Genomic DNA, 12,480 nt, shown 5'->3' on the forward strand with positions numbered 1-12,480 from the left:
CCGAGCAGAGCGGGGCGCCCGGCCGCACGGGTCAGCGGGTCAGGCGTTCTCGGTCTCGCGGACGGTGGCGACGTGCGGGTGGGCGGCCACGGCGGCCGGCGCCGCGGTCGTCGCGTCGTGCCCCTGGCCGGCGGGCCCGTCGACGCCGTGGTCGTCGATCTCGATCGCGGAGGTCATGTCGCGGAGGAAGCCCACGACGGCCGCCGACTCGTCGGCGGTGAGCGACTCGGCCGCGCTGATCATCCGCGTGTGCATGCTCGCCATCGTGGCGCGCACCTCACTGTTCGAGTCGCCGGTGGCCGTGAGCAGGACTCCGCGCTTGTCGGTCGGGTGCGAGTGGCGCTCCATGTGCCCGCTGCGCACGAGGCGGTTGATGAGCACCGAGGTCGAGGCGGAGGTGATGCCGAGGTGGTCGGCCAGTTCTTTCGCGCTGACGGTCTCGCTGCGGCGCTGGGCGCGGAGGAGGAAGCGGACGGCCGCGAGGTCGGTCTCGCCCATCTTCATGGAGGTGCGCGTGCGACGGCGCATCTCGGACTCGGCCGCACGGTAGCGGCGCAGGGCGTTGAGCACTTCGACGCCGCGCTCCTCGTTGCTGCTGGAGTACCAGTAGCCGGAGGCGTCGTAGATCGGGGCTGACCTGTCGGGCATGCTAGAGAGTCTAGCTAGGGCCGGCGACGGGGGCGAGGGGCCCGCCGTTCTCCCAGGGAGGGGCCCGCGGCGCAGCCTGGAGACGAGGACGGGCCGTGCACCCTGAGGTGCACGGCCCGAGGTCGTCGCGCCTCCCGCGCTGAGCTTCACGGGCAGGGACCGCCGGAGGCGAGACGACCAGGACGTCAGCGCGTGGCGCCTACGTCGTCGTCAACGTTACTCGCCTCGGCGACGGAGTCCAGTCACGGTCGCTGATCCGCAGGCTCCTCGGAGGCTCCGTCGGCGGCCGTCCCCCGGCGGGGAGCGTCGCCCCCGTCGACCGTCCGGACGCTGCCCGTGTCGGGCGAGACGAGCGCGCCCGTCGCGGCCGCCGCCTCCTGCGCCTGCACGGCCGCGTCGGCGGCGAGGGCCGCCTGGGCGTCGTCGTGGGCCTCGTCGATGGCCGACTTCTGTCGCAGCGGCGTCGCCTTGAGGAAGAAGCTGAGCACGAACGCCACCAGCACGACGGTCAGCGCGACCCAGAACACGGTCACCGTCGCGTTGGCGAACCCGTCGAGGAACGGCGCGGCCAGACGGCGGTCGGCCGTGTTGAGGAACGACGTGTCGCCGTTCAGCGCCCCCCCGACCTGGGAGGTGTCGCCGCCCTGGGCCGACTGGTACAGCCCGAGGATGGAGGCGTTGGCCGGGTCGCTCGCGACGGCCGGGTCGGCGAGGGCCGCCTGGGCGTCGGCCTGCAGGTCGCGGTCGGCGAACGCGCCGGCGATGGTCTGCGGGATGCGCGAGAACAGCACCGAGAAGAGCACGGCGGTGCCCAGCGTGCCGCCGATCTGGCGGAAGAACGTCGAGGCCGAGGTGGCCACGCCGATGTCGCGCGGGCCGACGGAGTTCTGCGACGCGATGGTCAGCGTCTGCATCAGCTGGCCGAGGCCGAGGCCGACCAGCAGCATGCCGAACATCATGAACCAGTAGGGCTTGTCGTACGACAGGGTCGTGAACCAGAAGAAGCCCAGCGCCATGAAGGCCGTGCCGGTGATCGGGAAGATCTTGTAGCGGCCGGTGCGGGCGATCAGCTGGCCGGAGACGATCGACGAGATCATCAGGCCGGCGATCATCGGCAGCATCTGGAAGCCGCTCTCGGTCGGCGTCGCGCCGTTGACGAGCTGCAGGTACAGCGGCACCGTCAGGAGGGCGCCGAACATGCCGAAGCCGACCAGGACGCCCAGCACCGTCGACATCGCGAAGGTCGGGATGCGGAAGAGCTTGAGCGGGATGAGCGCGTCGTCGCCCATGCGGCGCTCGACGGCGATGAACGCGGCGATGCCGACGACGCCGATGACGTAGCAGGCGAAGGCGCGGGGCGAGCTCCAGCCCCACTCGCGGCCCTGCTCGGCGACGAGCAGCAGCGGCACGGCGGCCACGATCACGGCGCCGGCGCCCAGCCAGTCGATGCGGACGTTCTCGCGGCGCACCTGGCCGGGGATGTGGAGGAACCGCACGACGACGCCCAGCGCGACGATGCCGATCGGGATGTTGATGAGGAACACCCAGCGCCAGCCGGTGACGAAGAGGATCTCGTCGGCCCCGGCGAAGAGGCCGCCGACCAGCGGACCGATGACGCTCGAGATGCCGAACACGGCGAGGAAGTAGCCCTGGTACTTGGCGCGCTCGCGCGGGGCGAGGATGTCGCCCATGATCGTGAGCGGCAGCGCCATGAGGCCGCCGGCGCCCATGCCCTGGATCGCCCGGAAGATCGCGAGCTGGTACATGCTCTCGCTGAACCCGGCGGCGAGCGAGCCGACCAGGAAGATCGAGATCGCGATGAGGAACAGCGGCCGACGGCCGAAGATGTCGCTGAGCTTGCCGTAGATCGGCGTCGAGATGGTCGACACGATCAGGTACGCCGTGGTGACCCAGGCCTGCAGGCTGAGCCCGTCGAGGTCGTCGGCGATGGTGCGCATCGACGTGCCGACGATCGTCTGGTCGAGGGCGGAGAGGAACATGCCGGCCATCAGCCCGAAGATGACGAAGAGGATCTGACGGTGCGACATCAGCCCCTGTCTCTCGGCGGGCGCGGCGGCGGCGGGGGAGGAGTCGGTGACCCGGGACATGTGTGGTCTTCCTGGTGCGGTGAGTCTGACGGGGTGCGCGGCGGGCCGCGGGGGAGGGGGCAGCAGCGCCGGAGGCGCGGTGAGCGCCGATCGTCGACGTCACGTCGACGAGAAACTTGCGTGGTACGCAGAAGTTACTCCACGCGGCGTCGCGCCGCCACGTGACGTCCGCTCGACCCGCGGTGCGCCCCCTACCCTGGAGCGCATGTCGTCACGCCGCCCGCGCCTCCGCCCCGCCTCCCCGGGCCGCGGGGCACGGCGCCGCGCGGCGTCGGCCCTGGCGCTCGGGCTCGTGGCCGCGGTGCTCGCCGGGTGCACCGGCGCGGACGACGGGGCCTCGGTGACCGGCACCGCGACTCCCTCGGTGACGCCCCGGGCGAGCTCGACGCCCACCGCCCCGGCCCCGACGGAGGACCCCGTGACCCCAGCCCCGGAGCCGGCCGCGCCGGCGACGCCCGCGTTCGACCGCGGCGCCCTCTCGGTCGACGACCCCGCCAGCCTCTGGGTCGTCAGCGACAAGCTGCGGCCGCTCGACCCGGTCGACTACGCCCCCGCCGACCTCGTCACCGTCGACGTCTCGTCGCAGAACCCGCCCGTCTTCCGGAAGGAGGCCGGCGACGCCCTGCTCGCCCTCTTCGCCGCGGGGGAGGCGGAGGGCGCGGGCCCCATGACCGTGCAGAGCGCGTACCGCTCGTACGCGACGCAGGTGACCGTCTACGCGGGGTGGGTGCAGCAGCTCGGCCAGGCCCAGGCCGACGTGCAGAGCGCCCGACCGGGCTTCTCGGAGCACCAGACCGGGCTCGTCGCCGACATCAGCCCGCTGCCGCTGAGCTGCGTGCTGCAGGCGTGCTTCGGCGACACGTCGCAGGGCCGCTGGCTCGCGGAGAACGCCTGGCGGTTCGGCTGGCTGCTGCGGTACCCGGCCGACAAGACCGCGGTGACGGGCTTCACGTACGAGCCCTGGCACTTCCGCTACGTGGGCGTGCCGCTCTCGACCGAGATGCACCAGCAGGGCGTCACCACGCTCGAGGAGTTCTTCGGCCTGCCGGCCGCGCCGACGTACGCCGGCTGACCGCCGCCGCCGCCGCCGCCGCCGCCGCCGCGGCTGCGGCTGCGGCTGTGGTCGTGGTCGTGACGACGAGGAGGGGCCGGGCTGCCATCGCAGCCCGGCCCCTCCTCCTCGCGTGAGCGCCGTCGCTAGCTGCCGAGGGCGGCGTCGACGATCGTCTTCGCCTCCTGCTGCACGCGCGCCAGGTGCTCGGGGCCCTCGAACGACTCGGCGTAGATCTTGTAGACGTCCTCCGTGCCGCTGGGGCGGGCCGCGAACCACGCCTTGTCGGTGACGACCTTGAGGCCGCCGACCGCGGCGCCGTTGCCGGGAGCCTCGCTGAGCGTGGCGGTGATCGGGTCGCCCGCGAGCTCGGTGGCCGTGATGGCGTCGCCGTCGAGCTTGCCGAGGCGCGCCTTCTGCTCCTTGCTGGCGGCGGCGTCGACGCGCTCGTAGACGGGGTCGCCGAACTCCTCGGTCAGCTCACGGTAGAGCTGCGACGGGGTCTTGCCCGTGACGGCGATGATCTCGCTCGCGAGCAGGGCGAGGAGGATGCCGTCCTTGTCGGTCGTCCAGACCGTGCCGTCCTTGCGGAGGAAGGACGCGCCGGCGCTCTCCTCGCCGCCGAAGGCGACGGAGCCGTCGACGAGCCCGGGCACGAACCACTTGAAGCCGACCGGCACCTCCCAGAGGCGACGGCCGTGCTTCTCGGCGACCTTGTCGATGATGCTCGACGACACGAGCGTCTTGCCGATCGCGGCGTCCTCGCGCCACTGCGGGCGGTGCGTGTAGAGGTAGTCGATCGCGACGGCCAGGTAGTGGTTCGGGTTCATCAGGCCGCCGTCCGGCGTTACGATGCCGTGGCGGTCGGCGTCGGCGTCGTTGCCGGTGAGCACGTCGAACTCGTCCTTGCGGTGCACGACGCTCGCCATGGCCGACGGGCTGGACGGGTCCATGCGGATCTTGCCGTCCCAGTCGAGCGTCATGAAGCGCCAGGTCGGGTCGACGCCGGGGTTCACGACGGTGAGGTCGAGGCCGTAGACGTCGCGGATGGCGCCCCAGTACTCGACGCTCGCGCCGCCGAGCGGGTCGGCGCCGATCTTGACGCCGGCGGCCTTGATGGCCTCCATGTCGATGATGTTCGCGAGGTCGCCGACGTAGCCGCGGAGGAAGTCGTGGCGGCCCGGGCTGCCGTCGCCGCGGAGCACGTCGACGTTGCCCGCCGCGATGATCTCGTTGGCCCTGTCAGCGATCCAGCCGGTCGCGTCGCTGTCGGCGGGCCCGCCGTGCGGCGGGTTGTACTTGAAGCCGCCGTCGCGGGGCGGGTTGTGGCTCGGCGTGACGACGATGCCGTCGGCCTTGTCGAGGTTCGCCGGGTCGGAGTTGTAGACGAGGATGGCGTGGCTGAGGGCGGGGGTCGGCACGTAGCCGCCCTCGGCGTCGGCGAGCACGTGCACGCCGTTGCCGGTGAGCACCTCGACCGCGGTGCGCTCGGCCGGCCCGCTCAGCACGTGGGTGTCGCGCCCGATGAACAGCGGGCCCGTGATGCCCTGCCCCGCCCGGTACTCGACGATCGCCTGCGTGATCGCGGCGATGTGCGTCTCGGTGAAGGCGGCGTCGAGAGACGAGCCGCGGTGGCCCGAGGTGCCGAAGACGACCTTCTGCTCGGCCTTCGTGACGTCGGGGACGAGGGAGTAGTAGGCGTCGACGACCTCACCGGTGTCGATCAGGTCGCTGTCTTGTGCGGGGGTTCCGGCGCGGTCGGTCATGGGGTCATCCTGGCACCAGCCGCCGACCTGCGTCGCGCCTCGTCGACGGCCCTCAGTAGGCTCTCGGTCATGTCGACCCCCGCCTCCCCGCCGACCTACAGCTACCTCGGCCCGGCCGGCACCTTCACGGAGGCGGCGCTCAAGCAGGTGCCGGAGGCCGCGGGCGCCGTGTGGCACAGCGTCAACAACGTCGGCGAGGCCCTCGCCGACGTCGTCTCGGGCCGCAGCACGGCCGCGATGATCGCGATCGAGAACAGCGTCGAGGGCGGCGTCTCGGCGACGCAGGACGCCCTCGCGACAGTTCCGGGCCTCCGCATCGTCGGCGAGTACCTCGTGCAGGTCGACTTCGTGCTCGTGGCGCGCCCCGGCACGACCCTCGACCAGGTGCGCGTGGTCAACGCCCACCCCGTCGCCTACGCCCAGACGCACCTGTGGCTCGAGGCGACGCTGCCCGGCCACGGCCACCTGCCCGCGACGTCGAACGTCGCGGCGGCCGCCGACCTGCTCGCCGCGCCGGCGGGGGCGGGGCGCGCCGACGCCGCCGTCGCGCCGCCCACGATCACCGAGCACCACGACCTCGACGTGCTGGCGACCGAGATCGGCGACAACCGGAACGCCGTCACGCGGTTCGTGCTGGTCAGCCGCACGGTGCCGGTGCCCCCGGCGACCGGGGCAGACAAGACGAGCCTCATCGTCGAGCTGCCCGAGGACGGCGCGGGCGCCCTGGTCGACATGCTCGAGCAGTTCGCGACCCGGGGCATCAACCTCAGCCTGATCCAGTCGCGCCCGATCGGCGACGCCCTCGGGCGGTACCGGTTCGTCATCGACCTCGAGGGGCACGTGCTCGACGAGCGCGTCGCCGACGCGCTGCTCGGGCTCAAGCGCTTCAGCCCGAACGTCATCTTCCTCGGCTCGTACCCCCGGGCCGACGGCCGGCCGGTCGAGGTGTCGCCGCGCAACGACGACGACGCGTTCGTCGACGCCCGCGACTGGCTCCGGGGGCTGGTGGCCGGCTCGCTCTAGTTCGCGAGCCGGCCCCGGCCCGGTCTGTCGGTGCCTAGCTGCCGGTGCCTAGCTGTCGGCGGGCACGCGCACGGTCAGCGCGCCCTCGTCGACGACCGCGCGGAGGGCGACGGCCTTGCCGACGGAGTCGCCGTCGATCTCGAAGTCCTGCGGCGAGTCGAGCCGCACCACGAGCTTGCGGCCCTTCATGTAGCGCAGGGTGCGCACCTCACGGCTGTTGGCGGCGAGGATGCGGCGGCCGACCTGGGTGCGACGCAGCACGCCGTTCTCCCACACGATCTTGAACCAGATCTGGAACCAGCCGAAGAAGCCCTCGGGGCGCAGCGCGACGATGTCGAACTGGCCGTCGTCGATCGCGGCGTCGGGCAGCAGCATGATGTTCGCCGGCAGGAGGCCGCAGTTGCCGACGATGACCGTGTGGGCGCGCATCGACTTGCGGCCGCCCCCGTCGAGCTCGTAGCGCACGTCGATCTTGTTGTTGTCGCGCAGGGCACGGATGATGGCGTCGACGTAGGCGAGCCAGCCGACGCGCGCCTTCAGGTCGTCGTTGGTGTTCGCGAGCATCTTGGCGTCGAGGCCGACCCCGGCCATGACGACGAAGGCGAACGTCTCGCGCTGGCCGTCCTCGCGCTCGATGTCGACCACCCCGAGGTCGATGTCGCGGTCGCGGCCCTGGAAGGCGGTGGCGATGGAGTCGTCGAGGTTGTCGAGCGACAGGTCGAGGTTGCGGGCCAGGAGGTTGCCCGTGCCCGACGGCAGCAGGCCGATCGAGGCGTCCGTGCCCCGCAGGGCCTCGGCCACGGCCCGGACGGTGCCGTCGCCGCCCGCGGCGATCACCATGTCGGCGCCGTCGGCGAGGGCCTGTGCGGTGACCTCCCCGCCCGGGTCCTCCTTGCTGGTCTCGTAGAAGCGGGTCTCGCCCCAGCCGGCCTCGCGCTCGTGGCGGGCGATCGACTCCTTGACGGCCTCGATGTCGACCTTGATCGGGTTGTAGATCAGCGCGGCCGTCTTCTGGGTCGTCTCGGCCGCGGGCGTCGAGCCGGGCTCGGCGGGCGAGGAGGAGGGGGAGGGGGTCATGCGCCGAGCGTATTGGTCGGGGAGCCCCCGCGACCGGTCTCGGGGCAGGTCGCCGGGAGAACGGGCCGACCCGCGACTCCGGGGAGGGACGGGGGCTGACGTCCACACGCACTCCTTAGGATGGTCGCGTGATCGATCCCCAGCTGCTCCGAGACGCCCCCGACCTCCTCAAGGCCAGCCAGCGCGCCCGCGGCGACTCCGAGTCGCTGGTCGACGACGCCGTGGCCGCCGACTCCTCCCGCCGTGCCGCGATCTCGGCCTTCGAGGCGCTGCGCGCCGAGCAGAACGCCTTCGGCAAGACCGTCGCGAAGGCCCCGAAGGAGGAGAAGGCCGCGCTCGTCGCCGAGGCGCAGGCGCTCGCCGCCCGCGTGAAGGAGGCCCAGGCCGCGTCGACCGAGGCCGACGCCGCGTTCGACCGGGCGATCCGCTCGCTCGGCAACCCGGTGATCGAGGGCGTGCCCGCCGGCGGCGAGGAGAACTTCGTCACCCTCCGCGAGGTCGGCACCCGCCCCGCCTTCGACTTCGAGCCGCTCGACCACGCCGACCTGGGCGAGGTGCTCGGCGCGATCGACATCAAGCGCGGCACCAAGGTGTCGGGCTCGCGCTTCTACTTCCTCCGCGGCATCGGCGCGCGGCTCGAGCTCGCGCTGATGAACATGGCGCTCGACCTCGCGGTGAAGAACGACTTCACCCCGCTGATCACGCCCACGCTGGTGCGCCCCGAGATCATGGCCGGCACGGGCTTCCTCGGCTCGCACAGCGACGAGGTCTACCACCTGCCCGCCGACGACCTCTACCTCACCGGCACGAGCGAGGTCGCGCTCGCCGGCTACCACGCCGACGAGATCCTCGACGTCGAGGCCGGGCCGATCCGCTACGCGGGCTGGTCGACCTGCTACCGCCGCGAGGCCGGGGCCGCCGGCAAGGACAACCGCGGCATCCTCCGCGTGCACCAGTTCAACAAGCTCGAGATGTTCAGCTACGTGCACCCCGACCAGGCCACCGCCGAGCACGACCGGCTCGTCTCGTTCCAGGAGACGATGATGCAGTCGCTCGGCCTCAACTACCGCGTCATCGACGTCGCGGCCGGCGACCTCGGCTCGAGCGCCGCCCGCAAGTTCGACATCGAGGCCTGGGTGCCGACGCAGGGCACGTACCGCGAGCTCAGCAGCACGTCGAACTGCACCACCTTCCAGGCCCGCCGGCTCGACACCCGCTACCGCACCGAGAGCGGCAAGACCGCTCCCGTGGCGACGCTGAACGGCACCCTGGCGACGACGCGCTGGCTGGTGGCGATCCTCGAGACGCACCAGCGGGCCGACCGCTCGGTGGTCGTGCCCGAGGCGCTCCGCCCGTGGCTCGGCGGCCTCGAGGTCATCGAGCCGGTCGCGTGACCGGCGTGGGCAGCCCGACCGACGTCGCGGCCTCGGCCGCCGCCGCGGGCGTGGTCGACGGTGAGCGCTGGCTCGTCGCCCTCGACGTCGACGGCACCATCATGCAGGAGGACGGCACGATCAGCGACGGCGTCGCCGAGCAGATCCGCCGCCTGCGCGAGGCCGGCCACGCGGTGATGATCGCCACGGGCCGCTCGGTCTCGACGACGCTGCCGGTGATGGACCGCCTCGGCCTCGTCTCCGACTACGTCGTCACCGCGAACGGGGCAATCACGCTCGGGCGCGACGAGTCGGCGCCCACCGGCTACGGGCAGGTGCACGTCGAGGAGTTCGACCCGACCGACGTGCTCACCACGATCCGCGGCGAGATCCAGGAGGGCGGCTACGCCGTCGAGGACCGCGACGGGGTGCTGCGCTACTGCGGCTCGTTCCCGACCGTCGAGTCGAGCGGCAACGCCGAGAAGGTCGAGTTCGAGCAGCTCTTCGACCGCCCGGCGACCCGGGTGGTCGTCGTCTCGCCCGACCACGGCACCGACGACTTCCTCGAGGTCGTCGAGCGGATGGGCCTCTCGAAGGTGAACTACAACGTCGGCTGGACGGCCTGGCTCGACATCGCGCCCGACGGCGTGACGAAGGCGACGGCGCTCGAGCGGGTGCGCGAGTGGCTGGGCATCCCGCGCGAGCGCGTGTTCGCCGCCGGCGACGGCCGCAACGACATCGACATGCTGCGCTGGGCCTCGGCCCAGGGGCGCGGCTGCGCGATGGGCCAGGCGCCCGACGACGTCTTCGCCGTCGCGAACGAGCGCACCGGCTCCGACGTCGATGACGGGCTCGCCGCGGCGCTCGCGACGCTGTAGGCGGGGTCGGGGTCGAGGGGCGACCGCCTCGCGGGCTGGTCGATCGCGCCCGTGTCGCCCGCGCCTCCTCGGTTAGACTCGGCCACGGTCGTGCGGGCTCGCCCGTCGCGCACCGGGAGGGCTGTCCGAGCGGCCGATGGAGCTTGTCTTGAAAACAAGTGGGCAGAGATGTCTCGTGGGTTCGAATCCCACGCCCTCCGCAAGTCTTACCCCAGCAAGTCCTTGGTTCGTAGGGGGTCTAGCTCACGTCGCAGCTCTACTTGCCCACAATTTGCCCACAACTGTGTGTGCCAGCCCCTGATCGAGACGCTCAGCTACGGCGTCAAGGTCGTCGTCGAACAAGTCTGAGTAAACGTCGAGGGTCATCGACGCAGACGCGTGACCGAGCATTCGCTGGACCGCCTTGACGTTCGCGCCTGCGCTCACAGCGAGGCTTGCGGCCGTGTGTCGAAGCGTGTGAGGGGTGATCGCCGGCAGACCGGCTGCAGCCACAGCAGCAGGGAACCACCCGTGCCCATTGTGTGACCGGCGCTCGTGAGTTCCGTGGCGGCTGCTGAACACCAGGTCCTCCCCAGACTTGCCCTCGCACTGCTGAGCAAGGGGGAGAGCCAGGAGGGCCGGGAACGGGACGCTGCGGCGCTTGTGCGTCTTCGGCGTCCCGACCTCGATTCGGTCACCGACCTCGACGGCGTTGACGGTCACCTTGATCCGACGCCGAAGCATGTCGAGATCCTTGACCCGCAGTCCCACGGCCTCACCCCAACGGAGGCCGCAGTAAGCGAGGGTCAGGACCAGTGTGCCGCGATCTCCGGCCGCCATGGCGAGGGCTGACACCTGGTCATGCGTGAGGTAGACGTGTTCTTTCTTCGTTTTGCGGGGGAGGTTGATGCCCCGAGCAGGGTTGCTCAGCAGTCGGCGGTCCTTGACGGCCACATCGAGGATGGCTGCCAGGACCCCGTAGACGCGAAGCATGGTCGTAGCGCCCCGCTCCCGGGACAGGTCGCTGACCCACGTCTGAACGTCGCTGTGGCGGATCTCGCTGACCTTGCGGGCACCCCACCGCGGCTCCACGGCCACGAGCGGCGACGGCCAGACCGATGGCCGGGCCGCCGTCCGGGAGTGGCTACAGGGCAGGGTCGATCTGTACGGCCACGTGCCGGGCAACCCGTCCGTGGGCAAGCTGGCAGGCCTCGATGCGGGCGAGGCGATCTCGGCGTCCGCGGTGGAACTGAGCAGTGCTGGTCTCGACGTCGACCGGAATGGCGGGTACCAACTTCACCCTGACGGCTCGTTCAGCAGGACGAGGAACGACTAGACCCCCTCGAGCTCCCTAGGGAACTCGAGGGGGTCTAGTGGCCCGCTAGCGCCTGTGTCGGATGGTGAGAACGTTCCAGATCGCGAGGAGCAGCGGCGGGGCAAGCATCAAAGGCGATGCGTGGTCCCGTGCAACACCGACTAGCACCAGTGCGATGGCGACCACAGATACGATCAAGAGGACGACACTCAGTGCATCGATAGGTCCGGTCCGCCTGCGATCAGCTCGCGGCTGGTGTGCTCGAACCTGCGTCATCGTCACCTCGCCTCGTGAGCCGTGCGTCGACCACGAACCAGTCAGTCTTGGTTCGCCCGTTTGTAGTCACCCGCTCTTCGCGGATTGTGACTTCGAAAAGGTCGTTCTTATGGATTGCTTCGCCTGCATCGATGCGCTGAAGGAAGTCTCCATCCTCGATTGTAGCTTGTCGGGTCCCGCGAATTGTGGATACGCGCCACTTCTCGCTGTTCTCGAAGTCGATGCTGCCGAAGGAGGCTTCTGCAGAGAAGGTCTCGGTGCTCTGATCGGTGTCGTCGACCTCGTGTACCGCTTCTCGATAGTCACTGCGGGTTGCGATGGAGGCCGCAGGAGCGCTCATCACCGCATCAGAGTCCTCGTCAACCGCGGCCTCTCGAAGCTCAAGCCGATCGGCGGCATCTCCCAGGGGGGTCATGATCTTCGCAAGCGCCTTACGCGTCTTGCGTGGCATGGTGTTCAGCTGCTCCCAGGCGCTCTCCGGCACTTCACTTACATCTCCGTCGCTCCAATTTAGCTTCACCAGCCCGTCGCCGCTGCGCTCCATATCGGTAACTCGTACCCCGCGGAGCTTCTTCAAGCCAGCGTCGATTGACTTCACGACAACGCCGCCAGCGCCCATGTACATCCCGACAACCTCTGGGTGTGCGGCACTCCACGCGAGCACCGCCTCGAGCACAAACGAGCCCTGCTGCGCGGGCCGAACGAGCACAGTAGGCGGCATGCCGTCGCCGAACGCGCCCCGCTTGGCAAGGCCATCGGTAAACTCGACGACTCCTTGCAGCACCTGTGCGACTTCCGCCGCGTTCAGCGCGTGCAGCGACCCCTCTTCATCCGCAAAGCGGAGCTGGACGACGCCGTCCTCGATGAAGCGGTAGCTGTTGTCCGTGCGTGCCTCTGGCAACTTGATCCTCCCTCTGGCGCTCCCCTCGAGCGCAAACTCTCTGAGCGTAGCCACGCTGGACGCTCGTGACTATGCCTCAATCGGG

General features: G+C 70.7%; 10 protein-coding genes and 1 tRNA gene. 5 read left to right on the top strand and 6 right to left on the bottom strand.

All coding sequences use genetic code 11. The features are described from left to right. Nucleotides 1-39 precede the first annotated feature (39 nt). Nucleotides 40-648 carry a MarR family winged helix-turn-helix transcriptional regulator gene (locus tag F1C15_RS11270; protein WP_167257904.1) on the bottom strand — a complete coding sequence of 203 codons (609 nt, stop codon included), beginning with the start codon at nucleotides 646-648 and terminating at the stop codon, nucleotides 40-42. 242 nt (nucleotides 649-890) lie between these two features. Next, the gene (locus F1C15_RS11275) at nucleotides 891-2,756 is read right to left on the bottom strand and encodes an MDR family MFS transporter (protein ID WP_255465196.1); all 1,866 of its coding nucleotides are present in this window, start codon (nucleotides 2,754-2,756) and stop codon (nucleotides 891-893) included. Nucleotides 2,757-2,961: 205 nt separating this feature from the next. Here F1C15_RS11275 and F1C15_RS11280 point away from each other — a divergent pair, with 205 nt between their 5' ends. Continuing rightward, a complete protein-coding gene (locus F1C15_RS11280; RefSeq protein ID WP_056052058.1) occupies nucleotides 2,962-3,828 on the top strand; it encodes a M15 family metallopeptidase in 867 nt (288 codons plus the stop codon). Nucleotides 3,829-3,953: 125 nt separating this feature from the next. On the opposite strand, the gene pgm is transcribed toward F1C15_RS11280, so the two are convergent. Further along, nucleotides 3,954-5,573, bottom strand: coding sequence for a phosphoglucomutase (alpha-D-glucose-1,6-bisphosphate-dependent) (pgm, locus tag F1C15_RS11285; protein WP_185231222.1), 1,620 nt, complete (start codon nucleotides 5,571-5,573; stop codon nucleotides 3,954-3,956). A gap of 69 nt (nucleotides 5,574-5,642) precedes the next feature. On the opposite strand from pgm, the gene pheA reads away from it, so the two are divergent. Further along, a complete protein-coding gene (pheA, locus tag F1C15_RS11290; protein WP_185231224.1) occupies nucleotides 5,643-6,596 on the top strand; it encodes a prephenate dehydratase in 954 nt (317 codons plus the stop codon). A gap of 48 nt (nucleotides 6,597-6,644) precedes the next feature. Here the strand turns inward: pheA and F1C15_RS11295 are convergent, their stop codons facing one another. After that, nucleotides 6,645-7,673, bottom strand: a complete 1,029-nt coding sequence (locus F1C15_RS11295) for a diacylglycerol kinase family protein (RefSeq protein ID WP_185231226.1) — start codon at nucleotides 7,671-7,673, stop codon at nucleotides 6,645-6,647. Nucleotides 7,674-7,801: 128 nt separating this feature from the next. Between F1C15_RS11295 and serS the strand changes: the two genes are divergently transcribed. The 3 genes from serS (at nucleotide 7,802) to F1C15_RS11310 (ending at nucleotide 10,124) form a co-directional block, all read left to right on the top strand. Then, nucleotides 7,802-9,067, top strand: a complete 1,266-nt coding sequence (serS, locus tag F1C15_RS11300) for a serine--tRNA ligase (RefSeq protein ID WP_185231228.1) — start codon at nucleotides 7,802-7,804, stop codon at nucleotides 9,065-9,067. 5 nt (nucleotides 9,068-9,072) lie between these two features. Further along, nucleotides 9,073-9,924, top strand: coding sequence for an HAD family hydrolase (locus tag F1C15_RS11305; protein WP_255465199.1), 852 nt, complete (start codon nucleotides 9,073-9,075; stop codon nucleotides 9,922-9,924). A 115-nt stretch (nucleotides 9,925-10,039) separates the two neighbouring features. Further along, nucleotides 10,040-10,124, top strand: a tRNA-Ser gene (locus F1C15_RS11310). A gap of 43 nt (nucleotides 10,125-10,167) precedes the next feature. On the opposite strand, the gene F1C15_RS11315 is transcribed toward F1C15_RS11310, so the two are convergent. Continuing rightward, the gene (locus F1C15_RS11315) at nucleotides 10,168-10,896 is read right to left on the bottom strand and encodes a site-specific integrase (RefSeq protein WP_255465200.1); all 729 of its coding nucleotides are present in this window, start codon (nucleotides 10,894-10,896) and stop codon (nucleotides 10,168-10,170) included. 563 nt (nucleotides 10,897-11,459) lie between these two features. Then, entirely contained in the window at nucleotides 11,460-12,449 is a 990-nt protein-coding gene (locus F1C15_RS11320; protein WP_185231229.1) for a hypothetical protein, read from the bottom strand. Nucleotides 12,450-12,480 lie beyond the last annotated feature (31 nt).

The organism is Frigoribacterium sp. NBH87 (genome assembly GCF_014217665.1).
Lineage (GTDB): Bacteria > Actinomycetota > Actinomycetes > Actinomycetales > Microbacteriaceae > Frigoribacterium > Frigoribacterium endophyticum.

Coding starts and splice junctions, on each gene's coding strand:
- F1C15_RS11270 (WP_167257904.1), bottom strand. CDS start 648: ATGCCCGACAGGTCAGCCCCGATCTACGACGCCTCCGGCTACTGGTAC.
- F1C15_RS11275 (WP_255465196.1), bottom strand. CDS start 2,756: ATGTCCCGGGTCACCGACTCCTCCCCCGCCGCCGCCGCGCCCGCCGAG.
- F1C15_RS11280 (WP_056052058.1), top strand. CDS start 2,962: ATGTCGTCACGCCGCCCGCGCCTCCGCCCCGCCTCCCCGGGCCGCGGG.
- pgm (WP_185231222.1), bottom strand. CDS start 5,573: ATGACCGACCGCGCCGGAACCCCCGCACAAGACAGCGACCTGATCGAC.
- pheA (WP_185231224.1), top strand. CDS start 5,643: ATGTCGACCCCCGCCTCCCCGCCGACCTACAGCTACCTCGGCCCGGCC.
- F1C15_RS11295 (WP_185231226.1), bottom strand. CDS start 7,673: ATGACCCCCTCCCCCTCCTCCTCGCCCGCCGAGCCCGGCTCGACGCCC.
- F1C15_RS11315 (WP_255465200.1), bottom strand. CDS start 10,896: ATGCTTCGCGTCTACGGGGTCCTGGCAGCCATCCTCGATGTGGCCGTC.